The organism is Schauerella aestuarii, assembly GCF_009866805.1.
In the GTDB taxonomy this organism is placed as follows: domain Bacteria; phylum Pseudomonadota; class Gammaproteobacteria; order Burkholderiales; family Burkholderiaceae_B; genus Schauerella; species Schauerella aestuarii.
Window position 1 is genome coordinate 236,515 of record NZ_SIZW01000042.1, and the last position, 18,185, is coordinate 254,699.

Below are 18,185 nucleotides of genomic sequence, written 5' to 3' on the forward strand. Positions count from 1 at the left end.
GGATTACTTCACGCTCTTTTCAAAGCGCTCCAGCAAGTCGTCACCACGTTTCTTCATGCTTTCCAGACCTTCCTTGGCCGAGGTCTTGCCCGACACGATACGCTCGATCTCGGCATCCTCGATTTCGCGGATCTGGGGCAGGAAGCCCAGGCGCACGCCACGCGATTGCGCGGTGGTCTGCACGTTCAACTGCGTCACGCCGACTTCCGTACCCGGGTTCTTTTCATAGAAACCGGCTTTCTTGGTCAGGTCGTAGGCGGCGATCGTTGCCGGCACATAGCCGGTTTGCTGGTGCCAGCGTGCGGCGATCTCGGGGCTCGACAGGAACTTGAAGAACTTCGTCACGCCCTTGTAGACCTCGGGCGACTTGTTGGCGAAGACCCACAGCGACGCGCCACCGATGATGGTGTTCTGCGGCGCTCCCTTGACGTCGGCATAGTAGGGAACCGTCGACGTACCGAACGCAAACTTTGCGTTCTTGGAAATGTTCGCGCGCAGGCCGCTCGAACCGGTGATCATCGCGCACTTGCCCGAAATGAAGAGCGAGTTCGGCTCGTCGCCGCGGCCGCCGTACATGAACATGCCTTCCTTGCCCATCTTGGCGAGGTTTTCCATGTGACGCACGTGCAGATCGGAGGTAATGGCCAGACGGGCATCCAGACCGCCGAAACCATTGTCCTTGGTCGCGTACGGCACGTTGTGCCACGACGAGAACGTTTCCAGCTGGGTCCACGACGGCCAGGACGTCGTGTAGCCGCACTCCTGGCCGGAAGCCTTCAGCTTTTGCGCGGCGGCAGCCAGTTCTTCCCAGGTCTTGGGCGGCTTTTCGGCGTCGAGGCCGGCCTTGGTGAAGGCATCTTTGTTGTAGTAGAAGACGACGGTCGAGCTGTTGAAGGGCATCGACACCAGCTTGCCGTCGGCGGCCGAGTAGTAGCCGGCCACGGCGCCGATGAAGGCCTTCGGATCGATCGGGTCGCCCGCTTCTTCGGACATCTGCTGCACGGGCTTGATGGCGCCCTTGGCGTTCATCATCGTGGCCGTGCCGACTTCGAACACCTGGAGGATGTCGGGGGCATTGCCGGCGCGGAACGCGGCGATGCCGGCGTTCATCGACTCGCCGTAATTACCCTTGTAGACGGGCTTGACCTGGTAATCCGATTGACTCTTGTTGAACTCGTTGGCGAGTTCATTGACGCGTTCGCCCAATGCGCCTTCCATCGAGTGCCACCATTGAATGTCGGTAGCAGCGTGTGCAGCGCTGCCGGCGAGCGCGGCGATGAGCGCCGCAGCGGTGAGCGCGAGACGGTGGGTTGCCATGAGTTGTTCCTCCAGATTGGCCTATTGCGGCGCAAATGTGCCAGCAAGGCTAGGCACTTTATGTACAGTATGTGACAAAACCGTGAATGTCACATTCAACGCTTGAAGTGTCAAACGTTATCGACACATTTCAGCGCGGCGAAGTGTAACGCCCTCGGGCGGGTATGTGGCGTACAACACCGCTGTGCCGACGTCTGCCGTCGGGGTTGACGCGGGCTACAATCCAGCGCTATGAATCCGCACCTTCACATCGCCTTCATCGGCGGCGGCAACATGGCCGCGGCACTCGCCGCCGGCATGGCCGACCGCATCCTGCCCGCGGGCAATATCCACGTCGTCGAGATCAATACGGCGGCCCATGCGGCCTGGCAGGCCCGTGGCGTATCGGTTGCCTCGGCGCCCGACCACATGCTGGCTCAAGCCGACATCTGGATTTTTGCCGTCAAGCCGCAAGTGATGCGCGACGTCGTCGCGGCGTGCAAGCCCTGGTTGCGCGACAAGACGCTGGCGGTCAGCATTGCGGCCGGCGTGCGCAGCGACACCTTGGCCGAGTGGCTGGGCGAGGCGGGTGCCCCCTGGTCGCGCCTGGTGCGCTGCATGCCGAATACGCCCGCGCTCGTGGGCGCAGGCGCAACAGGGCTGGCTGCCTTGCCGGGCGTCTCGGCGGCCGATCGCGATCAGGTCGAAGCCATCATGGGTGCCGTGGGCACCACCGTGTGGGTCGATGACGATGCGGGTCTGGACGCCGTGACCGCGGTATCGGGCAGCGGTCCTGCCTACGTATTTCTTTTTATCGAGGCGCTGATTGCCGGTGGCGTGAAAGTGGGGCTCACCGCCGGCCAGGCGCGGGAGTTGGCCTTGGCCACACTGGCGGGCGCGACGAGGCTCGCGGCCGAGTCGGATGAAACGCCGGCCACGTTGCGCGAGCGCGTCACGTCCAAGGGCGGCACCACGGCCGCCGCGCTGGCTGCGTTCGAGAAGGCGGACTTTACCGGGATCGTCGCCACGGCAGTGGCAGCGGCGGCCGAACGGTCGCGCGAACTGGCGGCAGGAGCCTGACGTGAGCGACACCCCCGTGCGGCGCTTCGAGCCGCTGCGCGCGGCGCACTTCGGCATCGCCGTCGCCATCATGGGGCTGGTGGTGCTGGCCTCGAATATTCTGGTGCAAGTGCCGTTGAGCGACTGGGTGACCTGGGGCGCCCTGACGTATCCGATCGCCTTCCTGGTTACCGACCTGCTGAACCGGCGATTTGGACCGGCGGCGGCACGCCGGGTAGCCTGGTGCGGATTTGCGGTCGCCGTGGTGGCATCGATCTGGTTTGCCGCCCCGCGCATCGCGCTGGCCTCTGGCGTGGCGTACATCTGCGCGCAATTGCTGGATATCCGGATATTCGACCGGCTCCGCGACCAACGTTGGTGGCGCGCGCCGCTCATCTCCGGATTGCTGTCGGCCACGCTGGATACCGTCCTGTTTTTCAGCATCGCCTTTGCCGCGACCGGCACGCCGTGGGTGACGTGGCTGCTCGGCGATCTGGCGATCAAGCTCTTGATCAACGCGTGCATGCTCGCGCCGTTCCGGGCACTGATGTGGTCGATCGCGCGCCCGGCAGATGCGAAAATGACGCGTCATTGCCACTGAAAAAGTGCCCAGGCTTACGCGTGTATTACGGCCTACGGGAATACACGCAGTGACACGTATCGGGCTTCCTTCCAGAATACCGGCCACGTAGTTCCTCTGGAGAGTTCCGTAATGAAACTGTTGCCTCGTTTTACCCCCAGCATCCTGCTGGGCGCGCTGGCCCTGGCTGGCGCCGCGCATGCTGCCGACACCATCAAGATCGGCATTCCGCAACCCATGACGGGGCCCAACACACAGTACGGCACGCAGATCCAGGCCGGTGCGCTCACCGCCATCGAAACCGTCAACGCCAAGGGCGGCGTCAAAGGTAAAAAACTCGAACCCATCCTGATCGATGACGGTTGCGAACCCAAGCAGGCCGTGCCGGCCGCCAACCGCGTGGTCAATTCCGGCGCCAAGTTCGCCGTGGCCCATGCGTGCTCGGGCGTGACGGTGCCTGCCGTCAATGTCTACGAACAGGAAGGCATCGTCGCCATCACCCCGGGCGCGACGTCGCCCCTGGTCACCGATACCACGAAGCCGCATTTCTTCTTCCGCACGATCGGCCGCGACGATCAGCAAGGCCCGTACGCCGCCAACTACATCGCCACCCAGCTCAAGCCGAAGAAGGTTGCCGTCCTGCACGACAAGCAAACCTACGGCTCGGGCGTGGCCACGCAGGTCAAGAACTCGCTTGAAAAAGCCAATGTGCCGATCGCCATCTTCGAAGGCATCAACGTTGGTGACAGCGATTACTCGGCTGTCATCACCAAGCTGAAATCCGCAGGCGTCGATCTGGTCTACTTCGGCGGTTATCACCCCGAACTCGGCCTGTTGCTGCGCCAATCGCGCGAGCAAGGGCTGAACGTGCAGTTCATGGGCCCGGAAGGTACGGCCAACCAGGATCTGGTGGCGATTGCCGGTCCGGCCATCGAGGGCCTGCTGGTCACGTTGCCGGCCGACTTCACCAAGTTGCCGGGTAACGAAGGCATCGTGAAGGCGTTCAAGGATGCCAAGCGCGATCCGGATGGTGCCTTCCAGATGCCGGCTTACGCCGCGGTGCAGCTCATCGTCGACGGCATCAACGCCGTGGGCGAAGATCCCACCAAGGTCGCCGACTATCTGCACAAGAACACCTTCAATACCGCCATCGGCAAGGTCGAATACGATGCCAAGGGCGATTTGAAGAACTTCGAATTCGCCGTGTACAAGTGGGACAAGAGTGGCGCGAAAACGCAACTTTAAGTAGAACAAAACCGCCCGTCCACAACACGGGCGGATACGCAGGGCCAGGTCGCCGGTCCCGGGTGGTTCTTCCGGGGCCGGTGCCTTTTGGAGCACAAGCAACATGTCCGACCTTATCCCACAAATGTCCCAGCAGATCTTCAACGGTCTGTCGCTGGGCGCGATCTACGCGCTGATCGCCATTGGCTACACAATGGTCTATGGCATCATCGGTATGATCAATTTCGCCCACGGCGAAATCTATATGATCGGCGCTTACGTCGGTCTCGTCACCCTCACGGCCATCGGCACGCAAAGCGGTTTGCCGTTGCCGTTCATCATCGGCGCGATGCTGGTGGTGGCCATGGTGGTCACCGGCGTGTACGGCTACACGCTCGAGCGCATCGCCTATCGGCCGGTACGCGGCAGCCCCCGGCTGGTCGCTTTGATCTCGGCGATCGGGATGTCGATCTTTTTGCAGAACTGGGTCGCCCTGGGCCAAGGCGCACGCGACATGGCCGTACCCGCCCTGATGTCGGGTGCCGTAACGTTTACATTGGGTACGGATTTCCAGGTCACGATGCCGTACTCGCGCATCATGATCATTCTGGTGACTGTCGTGCTGATGATCGGGCTGACGCTCTTCATCAAGTATTCGCGCATGGGCCGCGCTTCGCGCGCCTGCTCGCAGGATATGCATATGGCAAACCTGCTGGGCATCGACACCAATCGCGTGATCTCGTTCACGTTCGTGCTCGGTGCCATGCTGGCCGCCGTGGGCGGCGTGCTCATTGCCGTCACCATCGGCAAGCTCAACCCCTTCATCGGCTTCATCGTCGGCATCAAGGCCTTCACCGCAGCCGTGCTGGGTGGCATCGGCAGCATTCCCGGCGCCATGCTCGGCGGCGTCTTGCTGGGTCTGGCGGAAACGTTCGCAGCAGCCTATATCTCGTCGCAATACAAGGATATCGTGGCGTTCGGCCTGCTCGTGCTGATCCTGTTGTTTCGCCCCACGGGTCTGTTGGGCAAGCCTGAGGTGGAGAAAGTCTGATGCAGATCTCGTTCAAAAACGCATTCATCGCGGCCATCCTCACGGCCGTGATCGTGACGCCCGTGTTCGGTCTGCACCTCACGCGTCAAGGCGCCCAGACCATCATGGCGCCCAACTGGCACATCGTGATGATCGCGATGGCCGTGGTGTTCGTCGGCCAACTGCTGCGGCCCTGGCTGGCGTTGCCATTCAAGGCATTGCGCGGTGCGCTGCCGGTGCTGCCGGCGTCGCCCGCGCGCGGCAACAAGTGGATCATCGCGCTGGCGATTGCCGCTGCGGTCATCTGGCCGTTCTTCGGCGGCCGCAGCTCGGTGGACATCGCCACGCTGGTGCTGATCTACGTGATGCTCGCCCTTGGTCTGAACATCGTGGTGGGCTTCGCCGGGCTGCTCGATCTCGGTTTCGTCGGTTTCTACGCCGTTGGCGCCTACACCTATGCCTTGCTGTATCACTGGGCGGGGTGGGGCTTCTGGGAAGCGCTGCCGCTGGCCGGTGCGATGTCGGCGCTGTTCGGCTTCGTGCTCGGCTTTCCGGTGCTCAGGCTACGCGGCGATTATCTGGCGATCGTCACGCTGGGCTTCGGCGAAATCATCCGGCTGCTGCTGATCAACCTGAATCAGTTCACCGGCGGGCCCGACGGCATCTCCGGCGTGCCCAAGCCGACCGTCTTCGGCATGGAAATGGCGCGACGATCGAGCGAAGAGGGCGTGAGTACCTTCCACGAGATCCTGGGCTGGACGTTCAATAATCAGCACATGGTGGTTTATCTGTATTTGATGGCCTTGCTGCTGGCCTTGATCACCTTGGGGGTCTCCACCCGTTTGATTCGCATGCCGGTCGGGCGTGCCTGGGAGGCCTTGCGGGAAGACGAAATCGCGTGCCGCTCGCTGGGTCTGAATCCCACACGCATCAAGCTGTCGGCCTTTACGCTGGGCGCCATGTTCGCCGGGTTTGGCGGCGCGTTCTTCGCCGCCCGCCAGGGGTTGGTCAATCCGGAATCGTTCACGTTCATCGAGTCCGCGCTCATCCTCGCCATCGTGGTGCTGGGCGGCATGGGCTCGCAGGTGGGCGTGATTCTCGCGGCGATCATCTTGACCGTGCTGCCGGAGTTGGCGCGCGAATTTGCAGAGTATCGGATGTTGCTGTTCGGCTTAGTGATGGTGCTGATGATGATGTGGCGTCCCCAAGGTTTGCTTCCCATGAAGCGTCCGCACCGGGAGCTGAAGTCATGACGCAGTCGTTGTTGGAAGTTTCAGGATTGTCGATGCGCTTTGGCGGTCTGCTGGCCGTCGACAGCGTGGCGTTCGACGTGCGGCGCGACGAAGTGTTCGCCATCATCGGCCCCAATGGCGCCGGCAAGACCACGGTGTTCAACTGCGTGGGCGGGTTCTACAAGCCCACGGCCGGCACCATCACGATGGACGGCAAGTCCATCACCGGGATGCCGAGCCACAATGTGGCGCGTCAGGGGCTGGTGCGTACGTTCCAGAACGTTCGGTTGTTCAAGCAGCTCACTGTGCTCGAGAACCTGCTGGTCGCGCAGCACACGCAAGTCGAAACGCGCTTGCTGCCCGGCCTGCTCAAGCTCAAGTCGTATCGGCGCGCCGAAGAAGAGGCGATGGACCGCGCGGCCGAGTGGCTCGATTTCATGGGCTTGCGCGAGTTCGCCAACCGCGAGGCGGGCAATCTGGCCTACGGGCATCAGCGGCGGCTGGAGATCGCGCGCTGCATGATCACCAAACCGCGCCTGCTGATGCTCGATGAGCCCGCGGCCGGCCTCAACCCACAGGAAAAGCGCGATCTGCAAGGCTTGATCGACCGCTTGCGCCGCGAGTTTGGCGTGGCGGTGCTGCTGATCGAGCACGATATGAGTCTCATCATGGGTATTTCGGATCGTATTCTCGTTATGGAGCATGGCAAGACCATCACCACCGGCACCCCCGAACAAGTGCAGAGCGACGAGCGCGTGATCAAAGCGTATCTGGGGGAAGAGTGATGCTGAAGCTTGAGAACGTACACACCTACTATGGGGCGATCCAGGCGCTCAACGGGGTCTCGGTCGAGGTCAACAAAGGCGAGATCGTGACGCTGATCGGCAGCAACGGCGCCGGCAAGACGACGCTGTTGATGAGTATCTGCGGCAATCCGCGCATCCGGGAAGGGCGGATCGAGTTCCAGGGCGAAGATATCTCGAAGAAAGACACGCATCACATCATGCGCAGCGGCATCGCCGTGTCGCCCGAGGGACGGCGGGTGTTCAAAGACCTGACCGTCGCGGAAAACCTGATGATGGGCGGTTTCTTCCTGTCGCGCGACGAGATCCAGAAGGGTCTTGAGTACGTGTATGGGCTATTTCCGCGATTGAAGGAACGGGCGGCGCAACGCGCGGGCACGATGTCGGGTGGCGAACAGCAGATGCTGGCCATCGGTCGCGCACTGATGTCGCGGCCCACCTTGCTGTTGCTGGACGAGCCCACCCTGGGGCTGGCACCGCTGATCATCGCGCAGATCTTCGACATCATCCGTACGATCCGCGATCAGGGCATCACGGTGTTTCTCGTCGAGCAAAATGCGAACAAGGCGCTGCAGGTTGCCGATCGCGGCTATGTGCTCGAAACCGGCCGGGTCGTGCTGGCCGATTCCGGCGCTAATCTGCTTGTGAATCCGGAAGTGCGGCGCGCCTATCTGGGCGCATAAGCAAAAACGGCCCGAAAGGGCCGAGGTATGCGCTTCGGGCCTGGATTATTCCAGGCCTTCTGCTTTCATCGCGGCTTTCACATGCTCATCGGCGCGCATCCGATCGAAGAACGTGCTCAGGTTCGACATGCTGCCGATTGCGATCTCCTTGGCGCGGGCCCAGCGCAGCACGACGAAAAGATAAGCGTCGGCAATCGATGGCGCACTGCCGGCGAGGTAGGGCGAGCCGTCCAACTGCTTATCGAGAATGCCGAAGAGCGTGACCAATTTTTTTGCGGAGTTGGCACGCAACTCGGCCTGGGCGTCGTCGCTGGCCACCAGGCTCTGCGCCCCGAAGATGGCGCCAAACGTTTTGTGAACATCCGAATTGATGAACCCCACCCAGCGGCGCACCTCGGCGCGCGACCGGGCGCTGCCGTCGCCCAACAGCCCAGATTCGGGCGCCTGCTCGGCAATGTATTCCAGGATGGCTGCATTTTGCGTAAGTGACCAGTCGCCCTCGGTGAGCACGGGTACGGAGCCCACGGGGTTCAAGGCCAGGAACGCAGGCTGCTTGATTTGTTCTCGGGTCACGATTTCCAGTTCATACGGCAATCCGGCCCATTCGAGCACGATGTGTCCGGCCAGCGAGCACGCGCCGGGCATGGTGTACAGTCTCATCTATTCAGCTCCTGTTCAGGATGGGTGCTCGGCGGCATCGTTTTGCTCGCCTGAGCGCCAACATCATCCCGCTTATCGTACCGCTTAAAGGACACCTATCTTGACCCGAGTCGCACGACGCCTATCGGCCCGCCTGGCCGCCCAAAGTCTTTCGTTGAGTCTGCTGACGGCAGCCTTGGTCATTCCAACGTTCGCGCATAGCGCGCCGGCCGCAACGGCGGCTCAAGCACCGCTCGCGGTGACGGTGATGGCCGAGGGGCTCGATCGTCCTTGGGCACTTGCCTTTCTGCCTGACGGTGCCGCATTGATTACCGAACGCTCCGGCGCCATGCGCCTCTGGCAGGAAGGCAAGGGTGCCGGTAAACCCATTTCGGGCGTGCCCAAAGTCTGGTCGAGCGGCCAGGGCGGGCTGCTGGATGTGGTGCTGGCGCCTGACTTTGCGACATCGCGCTGGGTATATTTCAGTTATGCCGAGGCGGGCGACGGCAAGGCGGGTACGGCCGTCGCACGCGGCAAGCTCAACGCCGAGCGCACCGCGTTGACAGACGTGGCGGTGATCTTCCGTCAGATGCCGAAGCTGTCGGTGGGCAATCATTTCGGCTCGCGTCTGGCCTTCGATCGTGACGGCTACCTGTTCATCACGCTGGGTGAGAACAACCAACGACCTACGGCGCAGGACCTGGACAAACTGCAGGGCAAGGTGGTGCGATTGCGCGCCGATGGCAAAGTACCGCCCGACAACCCGTTCGTGAACAAGGCGGGCGCGCGGCCGGAAATCTGGACCTACGGCATGCGCAACCCGCAAGGCATGGCGATTCACCCCGTTACGGGTGCCGTGTGGGAAAACGAGCACGGCCCGCGCGGCGGCGATGAGATCAATATTCTGTCGCCGGGCAAGAATTATGGCTGGCCGATCGCCACGCACGGCATCAACTACTCGGGTCAGCCGATCCCCGAAGCCAAGGGAAAAAGCGCGGCCGGCATGGAAGACCCGCACTTCGTGTGGGAAAAGTCGCCGGGCCTGAGCGGTATGGCGTTCTACACGGCGGATCGCTTTCCGCAATGGAAAAACAGCATCTTCATCGGCGCCTTGGCCACTCAGGAACTGATCCGCGTGAAGCTGGACGGCAACAAGGTCGTGGGCGAGGAACGCTTGCTGGCGGATCGCGGCGAGCGCGTGCGCGATGTGCGCGTAGGCCCGGATGGTTACGTGTATGCGCTGACCGACGAAAGCAACGGCAAGCTGCTGAAGATCGGCTTGAAGCCCTGATGCCGCACGACCTGCGCGCCGCTGTGCGCGGGTCAGTCGACCGGCCAATTGCAAGGGCTGGAGCGCGACGATCTGACAACAGGCACGCCTACACCGCGCGGTAAGCGGCCCATGCCACCATGGCCCAGGCGGCCATGAACGCCAGTCCGCCAATCGGGGTAATCGGGCCGAGCCAACGCATCCCGGTCGTGGCGAGCAGGTACAAACTGCCGCTGAACATGACGATGCCGGCAAACATCACCCACGCTGCCGTCCCTATCAGGGGTTGCTGCAGCCGCGCTGCCAACCCCGCCAGAACGAACAGGCCAAGCGCGTGCGCGATGTGATACGTCACGGCCGTCTGCCACACCCCGAGCATCTCGGGGGTAAGCAGACGCTTTAGTCCATGCGCCCCGAACGCGCCGGCGCCGACGGCGGCAATCATGTTCAGAGCGGCCAGGATGGTGATGAAGCGGTCGGTCATGTTCGATCCTTGTCGCGCGCAAGCCGCGCTCGCGGCAATTGGAGGTGTGCCAAGGCTGTAATCATAGGCCAAGCGGATGACCTCCTGTATCATCCTTCGAGCGGCGGGCGGTCGATAAATGCCGGTCGCTTTCCCCTTTTTGTGACTGGTGGTGGGATGAGTAACGGATCGCTCAAGCAACGCATTTTGTTCAGCTTTGTCATCATCCTCGCGATCATGGGATTGATGGCGGCGCTGGCGGCTTCAAGGCTCAATCTGATCGAGCGCGAAGCCGACGATCTGAGCACAGACTCGATGCCGGGACTGTATTACAGCACCAACGTTCGCGCCGCCTGGAACGATTCGTACCAGTTGCTGCAAGAGCTCGTCGAATTGAGCTCCCCCGATCTTCGGGCCAATTACGTGACGCAGTTGCAGGTGCAGCAACGCAATCTGGATCAACAGATCGCGATGTACGAGAAAACGGCGACCACCGAAGAAGATCAGGTACGCGTCCGAGATTTCAAGGCTGTGCGGCAGCAGTTCGATGTGATCGAGGCATCGATTCTTGAGATGTCCACCCGCAACGAACTCGATGCGGCCGCACTTCAAGTGCGCGGCACCGTGCGCCCGATCTGGCAGAAAGGGCGCGACATCCTGCGCACGATGGTCGACAGCAACCGCTTGTCGGCCGAGCTTTCGGTGGCGCAGATCGGCACGTCGCTCAAGCAAGCCGAAGTCAGCATGCTCATCGCCGTGATCGTCGCGATCATCGCGGCCGGATTTTGCGGGTATCTGTTGATGCGTGCGATCACCGAGCCGATGGGCAAGCTGGTCGATACCTTGCACGGCCTGGGCTCGGGCGATCTCACGCGCCGCCTCGAGCTCAAGCGCCGCGACGAGTACGCGGCCGTCGAAGCGGGTTTCAACAGCATGGCCGACGAGCTCACCGGGCTGGTCGGCCAGGCCCAGCGCTCCGCCATTCAGGTTGCCACGTCGGTGACCGAGATTGCCGCCACGTCGAAGCAGCAGCAGGCCACGGCGTCCGAAGTCGCGGCCACGACCACCGAGATCGGTGCCACGTCGCGCGAGATTTCGGCCACTTCGCGCGATCTCGTGCGCACCATGACCGAGGTGTCGTCGGCCGCCGAACAAAGTTCGTTGCTCGCCGGCACCAGCCAGTCGGGTCTGGCGCGCATGGAAGACACGATGCGCAACGTGATGAGCGCGGCGGGGTCGGTCAACGGCAAACTCGCGATTCTGAACGAGAAAGCCAGCAACATCACGCAAGTGGTTACCACCATCAACAAGGTGGCCGATCAAACGAACCTCCTGTCGCTGAACGCAGCGATCGAAGCCGAGAAGGCGGGTGAGTACGGCCGCGGCTTCGTCGTGGTGGCGACCGAGATCCGCCGATTGGCCGATCAGACGGCGGTCGCGACCTACGACATCGAGCAGATGGTGCGTGAAATCCAGTCGGCCGTGTCGGCCGGCGTGATGGGAATGGACAAGTTCTCCGAAGAAGTGCGCCGCGGCATCGGCGACGTGCAACTGGTGGGCGAGCAGCTTTCGCAGATCATTGCGCAGGTGCAATTGCTGGCCCCACGCGTGTTGATGGTCAACGAGGGCATGCAAGCCCAGGCCACGGGCGCCGAGCAGATCAATCAGGCGCTGGTGCAATTGAGCGATGCCACGCAGCAGACCGTCGAGTCGCTGCGCCAGTCGAGCCTCGCCATCGAAGAGTTGAATCACGTCGCGAACGGCTTGCGCAGCGGCGTGTCGCGCTTCAAGGTTTAAGGCGGCATCGCGCCATGGCCGCCTTCGCGCCCACCGCATTCGGCGCCGCAGCGCGTGCGAACGCCGGACGGCGCAAGCTGTTCTTGCGTTTTCGCATCGGTCGCGACGGCTATGTGCTGGCGGCGGACGACATCGTGCGCGTGCTGCCGTTGAGTCCGGTGAAAGCGTTGCCTGGCACACCCGCTTGGGTGGAAGGCTTGATGTCGGTCGGCACGCGCGCGATACCGGTGATCGATGTGTCTGCGCTGGCGTCCGGCGTGCCGTCGCCGCGTCTGACCAGCACGCGTATCGCCGTGGTGCGCTACACGTTTGACGGCCGCGCCGCCGCGACGGCGCCCTTGCTGGGTCTCATGCTCGAACACGCCACCGAAACGCTGCACTTGAACGCCGACGAGTTTGTCCCGGCCGCGGTGCAAAGCCATTGTGCGCCTTACCTCGGCCCGGTCTGTCAAACCGCCTCGGGATTGGTGCAATGGCTCGAGCTGCCCGACGTGGTGCCCCCCTCGGCGCGTGCGCTGCTCTTTACGGAGCACCCCGCATGAATTTCGGACCGTTCGAAACGCTCCTGAAAAACAAGATCGGGCTCGATGCGGGCTCCATCGGCGTGAGCACCGTGCAGCGGGCGATTCGCACGCGGGCGCAAGCGCGCGCGCAGGGCGATATCGACGCATACTGGTCGATGCTGCAGAGTTCGCCGGGGGAATTGCAGGCGCTGATCGAAGCCGTCGTGGTGCCGGAAACCTGGTTTTTCCGTTATCCCGAGTCGATTGCCCTGTTCGCATCGTGGGCGACGGCGCAGTTGGCTGCATCGGGTGCGAAGCCGGTCTTGCGCATCCTCAGCCTGCCATGCTCGACGGGCGAGGAACCCTACACGTTGGCGATGGCGCTGATCGACGCCGGCGTGGCGCCCGCGCGCTTCGTGATCGAAGCGATCGACATCAGCCCGCGCGTGATTGAGGTGGCCCAAATCGCCCGTTACGGCCGCAATTCGTTTCGCGGCGACGACCTCACGTTTCGCGATCGACATTTCACCGACACCCCGTCCGGATTTGTGCTGGCCGATGCTGTCCGCGAGCGCGTGCGGTTTCGAACCGGCAATCTGCTCGATCCAGGACTGGCGCTGGAGGCCGCTGCCTACGACTTCGTGTTCTGTCGCAATCTGCTCATTTATTTCGATCGCGAGACGCAATCGCGCGGCTTGCGGGTGCTGCTGCGCGCCTGCCACGCAGGAAGCGGGATGTTCGTCGGCCCGGCCGAAGCCGCGCTTGCCAGCCAGCATGGGTTGGAAGTGTCGGGTGCGCCGCGCTCGTTCGCCTTCAAGATTCCTGTGGCGCCGCTGGTTGAACAGGCACGCCACAACCGGGTGGGCGATAAGGGGGCCCGCCCAGGAGTCCCCCGATCCAACGAGGGCGCATCGACAGCGCCCGGATCGAGCGCTGCGGCATTGTCTTCATCAGCAACGGTTGCGACCGCGGCATCGGCGCGGCCGTTGTCCGCCGGTGCCGCGCCCTTGATCGGCCGCACGTTTCACGAGCGCGACCGGTCGCGCCCAATTCGCTCCGCCCAGATGGCGCAAGCGGCTCAACGCGTACCGCACTCCGCCCATCAACCGTCGCGAACCGAGGGGTCTGCTGAGTCCGTGGCGCATGACCGGCAGGCCATTCTCGCCACGGTGCGCCGCATGGCCGATGCCGGGCGCATCGGCGATGCATTGACGCAAACCCAGCAGTTTCTCGACACGCACGGACCTGACGCCGACGGTTTCTATCTCGTCGGTTTGTTCCACGACGCCCAGGGCAACACCGTGCAGGCGCGCGCGTTCTATCGCAAAGCCCTTTATCTGACGCCCGATCACGACGAAGCCTTGCTGCACCTTGCCGCCTTGTGCGAGGCGGCGGGTGACGTCGACGGCGCGCAGCGTCTGCGTGCGCGGCGCGCAAAACGGGTGAACCGCAATGCTTGAATCGCGCCCGGATCAGGCCCCCGCCAACGCGATCGACGACTGCTGGAATCGCATCGGCAATCACGGCGACCACTCGTGTGCGCGGTTGACCGATCATGTCCTGTGCCGCAACTGCCCGGTGTATGCCGCTGCCGCAAAAACCTTGCTCGACCGGCTGCCGGCGGGGCAGGCGCACGCCGATTCTATGACCACGTCGTTTGCGACCGATGTGCTGCATGCGCATCTGGCGGGTGAGGGCGCGCGTGAACAGCCCGACGAAGTACTCATCGTTTTCAGGGTAGGGCGCGAATGGCTGGCTTTACCCGCGCGTGCGCTCGAAGAGGTGGGTACGTTGCGCCGCATCCACTCGTTACCCCATCGTCGCGGCGGCGCCATTCTGGGCGTGGCCAACGTACGGGGCAATCTGACCGTCTGTTTATCGCCGACCGTGCTGCTCGGTCTGGGCGGCGCACAAGCCTATGGCACGGATAGCGTTCATGCCCAGGTCGCTTCGCAAGGGCGCATGCTGATGGTGACGACGGGTGCAAGCAGTGTGGTGCTTCCGGTGGATCAGGTCGATGGCGCACGACGGATCAAGTCGGAGGCCATTCGCCCGTTGCCGTCCACGGTGTCGGGCGCGTCATCGAGCCTGGCGCGCGGCTTGATTCGCGAAGGCGATCGCGATATCGGCGTGCTGGATGATGGCCGCTTGCGAGATCACATCGCCCGGAGTTTGCGATGAGTCCCTCGTCCTACATCGATGCATCCATGCTGGAACTTTTCCAGATGGAAGCGCGCGCGCAAGCGGATGTGCTCAGTGCGGGGTTGATCGCCCTCGAACGCGATCCTGTAGCGGCCGACCATCTCGAAGCCTGCATGCGTGCTGCGCATTCTCTCAAGGGTGCAGCGCGGATCGTCGATTTGAAAGTGGCGGTGCCCGTGGCGCACGTCATGGAAGACGCGTTCGTCGCGGCGCAAGAAGGGCGGTTGAGGCTTACCCCCGAGCATATCGATGCGCTCTTGGCCGGGGTGGACTTGCTGCTGCGCATCGGCGCGTCGGATCCCGCCGCCACGTCGCCCGATCCCACGCCTGCCGACGTCGACGCTTATGTGCTGAAGCTGAGCGCGCTGTTGGGCGACGCCGCCACGCTGTCACCTGCGCCGCTACCAATCTACGCGGACACCGTGGCGCCAATGGACACGGGCGTGCAAGCGTCGGAACGCGACACCGTGGGGCGCGCACACGAGACGACGACACCGATCGTGGAACCGATTTCGGCGGCCGCGCCAGGTGCGCCCGTGCCTGCGCGGGATGCCACGGGCGGCTGGAACGAGTCGTTCGTCGATCGTCGGGCCGTCACGGTGGCTGACGTGGCGGACGTGGATACGAGTGGTGAGCGCGTATTGCGCGTCACCGCCGGCACGCTCAATCGCCTGCTGGGATTGTCGAGCGAGGCGTTGGTTGAAACGCAGTGGCTCACGCCGTTCGCTGGCAACATGCTGCGGTTGAAGCGACAGCACGGGCAGGTGGATCATCTGCTCGATACGCTGCGGCTGACGTTGGGCGAGCGCGCCGTCGATCCGGTTGTCGCCACGGCGCTGGCGGAAGTGCGGCGCGTCACGACCGAAACTCAACAGGCGCTGACACAGCGTCTCACCGATATCGACGAATTCAGCTGGCGCATCGGCAATCTGTCGCAGCGTCTCTATGACACCGCGCTCGCGTCGCGGATGCGGCCGCTCGCCGACGGCGTGGGCGGCTTGGCGCGCATGGTGCGCGATCTGGGGCGCGAACTGGGCAAACCGGTATGCCTGGACATCATCGGCGAACGCACGCCGGTCGATCGCGACATTCTCGAGAAGCTGGACGCGCCACTCGCGCATCTGCTGCGCAACGCAATCGATCACGGCATAGAGTCGCCTGAAGAACGCCGCGAGGCGGGCAAATCCGCAGATGGCGTGCTTACGCTCGAAGCGCGGCATAGCGCAGGAATGCTCATCATCGATATCAGCGACGATGGCGCCGGCATCGATGTCGAGGCGTTGCGCACCGCCGTGGTCGAGCGGCAGTTGTCGACGGCCGATACCGCGGCGCGCATGAGCGAGTCGGAACTGCTGGCATTTCTGTTCCTGCCCGGCTTCAGCACCAAGAAATCCGTTACCCAGATTTCCGGACGCGGCGTGGGTCTCGATGCCGTGCACGAGACGATGCGGCAGTTGCGCGGCGCCGTGCGCGTCGAGCAGCGGTACGGGCAGGGCAGCCGCTTCACACTCGAGATGCCGCTGTCGCTGTCGGTCGTGCGCAGCCTGCTCGTGGAGATCGGCGATGAAGCGTATGCATTGCCGTTGGGCTTCGTCAATCATACGTTGCGCGTGCCGCGCACCGAAATCGAGCAGCTCGAAGGGCATCAGCATTTCCGCTTTTTCGACCGGCATATCGGCCTCGTGTCGGCGCGCCAACTGCTGCAATATGCGCCCAGCCGCGATATTGACGGCGACATCGCCGTCGTCGTGATCGGCGATACCGAGCGCCTCTACGGCGTGGCGATCGACCGGTTCCTGGGCGAGCGCACGCTGGTCGTGCAGCCGCTGGATGCGCGCCTGGGCAAACTGCAGGATGTGACCGCGGGCGCCTTGCTCGATGACGGCACGCCGGCCTTGATTCTGGACGTCGAGGATCTGCTGCGGTCGATCGAGAAATTGGTCAGCGACGGGCGCCTGTCGCAGATTGCCGCACACGCTCAAGACGAGCGCGGCAAGCGCCGCAAGCGGGTGCTGGTGGTCGACGACTCGCTGACCGTGCGCGAACTGGAACGCAAGCTCCTGTCCAATCGCGGGTACGACGTCGCGGTGGCCGTTGACGGCATCGACGGCTGGAATCAATTGCGCGCCGAGTCGTTCGATCTCGTCGTCTCGGATGTGGATATGCCGCGAATGGATGGCATCGAGCTCGTCACGATGATCAAGAACGATCCGCGTTTGCATAATTTGCCGGTCATGATCGTGTCTTACAAAGACCGTGAGGAAGACCGCCAACGGGGGTTGAACGCTGGCGCCGATTACTACCTGGCGAAAGGCAGTTTCCACGACGAAACACTCCTCGATGCGGTCGAAGATCTGATCGGCGGGGCAAGCGCATGAGAGTCGGCATCGTCAACGATTTGCCTCTGGCCGTTGCGTCCCTGCGGCGTGCGCTGATGCTGGATCCGTCGCTCGAGGTGGCATGGGTGGCCGAAGACGGCGCTCAAGCGGTGGACCTGTGCGCCCGCGACAAGCCCGACGTGGTGCTGATGGATTTGATGATGCCGGTGATGGACGGCGTTGAGGCCACCCGCCGCATCATGGCCGAGTCGCCTTGCGCGATCGTGATCGTCACGGTCGATGTGGGACGGCACACCGCGCGCGTATTCGAAGCGATGGGGCACGGTGCCGTCGACGCGGTCGACACGCCGGCATTGGGCGGGGTCGATCCGCAACAGGCCGCCGCGCCGCTCTTGCGCAAGATTCGCAATGTGGCGTGGCTGATCGGCGAGCGCGTTGCGCCGCGCAACGAAAGCGTGCGCGTGGCCACGCCGTCGTCGGGATCGCGGGCACTGATCGCGGTGGGCGCAAGCGCGGGCGGGCCACCGGCGCTCGCCCAATTGCTGGCAGCGTTGCCGGCCGATTTCCCCGTGCCGATCGTCCTGGTCCAACACGTGGATGCGATGTTTGCGGAAGGCATGGCGAAGTGGTTGAACGACCAGGTGCCGTTGAACGTGCGGATTGCGCGCGAAGGTGAGATGCCGCGCGCGGGATCCGCTTTGCTGGCCGGCACCAACGATCATTTGCGGCTGTGTGCGAGCGGCGTGTTGTCGTACAGCGCCGCGCCGCGCGAGATGTTGTACCGCCCATCGATCGATGTGTTTTTTGAAAGTGTGGCCGCTCATTGGCGCGGCGACGCGGTCGGCGTGTTGCTGACCGGCATGGGCCGCGATGGTGCGCTCGGGCTGAAGGCCTTGCGCGATCGCGGCATGCTCACCATCGCCCAAGACAAGGATAGCTGTGCGGTATACGGCATGCCGAAAGCGGCAGCCGAGTTGGGGGCAGCGGTTGAAATCAAGCCGCTCGCCAGCATCGGCCCGCGATTGTGTGCCATGTATCCATCGCCTTCGCAACGATATTGATTCT

At 63.4% G+C, this 18,185-nt stretch carries 17 protein-coding genes; 14 read left to right on the forward strand and 3 right to left on the reverse strand.

What is annotated here, in order from left to right:
* Positions 1-3: 3 nt before the first annotated feature.
* The gene (gene ugpB / locus EYW45_RS16175) at positions 4-1,317 is read right to left on the reverse strand and encodes a sn-glycerol-3-phosphate ABC transporter substrate-binding protein UgpB (protein WP_161136468.1); all 1,314 of its coding nucleotides are present in this window, start codon (positions 1,315-1,317) and stop codon (positions 4-6) included.
* Positions 1,318-1,548: 231 nt separating this feature from the next.
* On the opposite strand from ugpB, the gene proC reads away from it, so the two are divergent.
* The 7 genes from proC to EYW45_RS16210 all read left to right on the forward strand — a co-directional run bounded on the left by proC (position 1,549) and on the right by EYW45_RS16210 (position 7,907).
* A complete protein-coding gene (gene proC / locus EYW45_RS16180) occupies positions 1,549-2,376 on the forward strand; it encodes a pyrroline-5-carboxylate reductase (RefSeq protein ID WP_161136469.1) in 828 nt (275 codons plus the stop codon).
* A gap of 70 nt (positions 2,377-2,446) precedes the next feature.
* Positions 2,447-2,956, forward strand: a complete 510-nt coding sequence (locus EYW45_RS16185) for a queuosine precursor transporter (RefSeq protein WP_202444803.1) — start codon at positions 2,447-2,449, stop codon at positions 2,954-2,956.
* Positions 2,957-3,067: 111 nt separating this feature from the next.
* Entirely contained in the window at positions 3,068-4,180 is a 1,113-nt protein-coding gene (locus EYW45_RS16190) for a high-affinity branched-chain amino acid ABC transporter substrate-binding protein (RefSeq protein ID WP_161136470.1), read from the forward strand.
* A 103-nt stretch (positions 4,181-4,283) separates the two neighbouring features.
* Positions 4,284-5,210, forward strand: coding sequence for a high-affinity branched-chain amino acid ABC transporter permease LivH (gene livH, locus EYW45_RS16195; RefSeq protein ID WP_161136471.1), 927 nt, complete (start codon positions 4,284-4,286; stop codon positions 5,208-5,210).
* Positions 5,210-6,442 carry a high-affinity branched-chain amino acid ABC transporter permease LivM gene (locus EYW45_RS16200; RefSeq protein ID WP_202444762.1) on the forward strand — a complete coding sequence of 411 codons (1,233 nt, stop codon included), beginning with the start codon at positions 5,210-5,212 and terminating at the stop codon, positions 6,440-6,442. The genes livH and EYW45_RS16200 overlap by 1 nt, the downstream gene beginning before the upstream one ends.
* A complete protein-coding gene (gene livG / locus EYW45_RS16205) occupies positions 6,439-7,206 on the forward strand; it encodes a high-affinity branched-chain amino acid ABC transporter ATP-binding protein LivG (protein ID WP_161136472.1) in 768 nt (255 codons plus the stop codon). Before EYW45_RS16200 ends, livG begins: the two co-directional genes overlap by 4 nt.
* Positions 7,206-7,907, forward strand: a complete 702-nt coding sequence (locus tag EYW45_RS16210) for an ABC transporter ATP-binding protein (RefSeq protein ID WP_161136473.1) — start codon at positions 7,206-7,208, stop codon at positions 7,905-7,907. The genes livG and EYW45_RS16210 overlap by 1 nt, the downstream gene beginning before the upstream one ends.
* Before the next feature lie 45 nt (positions 7,908-7,952).
* On the opposite strand, the gene EYW45_RS16215 is transcribed toward EYW45_RS16210, so the two are convergent.
* The gene (locus EYW45_RS16215) at positions 7,953-8,567 is read right to left on the reverse strand and encodes a glutathione S-transferase family protein (protein WP_161136474.1); all 615 of its coding nucleotides are present in this window, start codon (positions 8,565-8,567) and stop codon (positions 7,953-7,955) included.
* Positions 8,568-8,667: 100 nt separating this feature from the next.
* On the opposite strand from EYW45_RS16215, the gene EYW45_RS16220 reads away from it, so the two are divergent.
* Positions 8,668-9,837: a PQQ-dependent sugar dehydrogenase gene (locus EYW45_RS16220; protein ID WP_407924930.1), complete on the forward strand. Its 1,170-nt coding sequence runs from the start codon at positions 8,668-8,670 to the stop codon at positions 9,835-9,837.
* Positions 9,838-9,925: 88 nt separating this feature from the next.
* On the opposite strand, the gene EYW45_RS16225 is transcribed toward EYW45_RS16220, so the two are convergent.
* A complete protein-coding gene (locus EYW45_RS16225) occupies positions 9,926-10,300 on the reverse strand; it encodes a DUF423 domain-containing protein (RefSeq protein WP_161136475.1) in 375 nt (124 codons plus the stop codon).
* A gap of 156 nt (positions 10,301-10,456) precedes the next feature.
* Between EYW45_RS16225 and EYW45_RS16230 the strand changes: the two genes are divergently transcribed.
* From EYW45_RS16230 to cheB, 6 genes are read left to right on the forward strand one after another with little or no spacing between them, the layout of a single operon-like run.
* Positions 10,457-12,076: a methyl-accepting chemotaxis protein gene (locus EYW45_RS16230; protein WP_161136476.1), complete on the forward strand. Its 1,620-nt coding sequence runs from the start codon at positions 10,457-10,459 to the stop codon at positions 12,074-12,076.
* A gap of 14 nt (positions 12,077-12,090) precedes the next feature.
* A complete protein-coding gene (locus tag EYW45_RS16235; RefSeq protein WP_161136477.1) occupies positions 12,091-12,618 on the forward strand; it encodes a chemotaxis protein CheW in 528 nt (175 codons plus the stop codon).
* A complete protein-coding gene (locus EYW45_RS16240; RefSeq protein ID WP_161136478.1) occupies positions 12,615-14,039 on the forward strand; it encodes a CheR family methyltransferase in 1,425 nt (474 codons plus the stop codon). Before EYW45_RS16235 ends, EYW45_RS16240 begins: the two co-directional genes overlap by 4 nt.
* Complete coding sequence (locus EYW45_RS16245) at positions 14,032-14,760, forward strand: chemotaxis protein CheW (RefSeq protein ID WP_161136479.1); 729 nt, start codon at positions 14,032-14,034, stop codon at positions 14,758-14,760. Before EYW45_RS16240 ends, EYW45_RS16245 begins: the two co-directional genes overlap by 8 nt.
* Positions 14,757-17,159 carry a hybrid sensor histidine kinase/response regulator gene (locus EYW45_RS16250; protein WP_161136480.1) on the forward strand — a complete coding sequence of 801 codons (2,403 nt, stop codon included), beginning with the start codon at positions 14,757-14,759 and terminating at the stop codon, positions 17,157-17,159. Before EYW45_RS16245 ends, EYW45_RS16250 begins: the two co-directional genes overlap by 4 nt.
* Positions 17,156-18,181: a chemotaxis response regulator protein-glutamate methylesterase gene (cheB, locus tag EYW45_RS16255; protein ID WP_161136481.1), complete on the forward strand. Its 1,026-nt coding sequence runs from the start codon at positions 17,156-17,158 to the stop codon at positions 18,179-18,181. Before EYW45_RS16250 ends, cheB begins: the two co-directional genes overlap by 4 nt.
* Positions 18,182-18,185 lie beyond the last annotated feature (4 nt).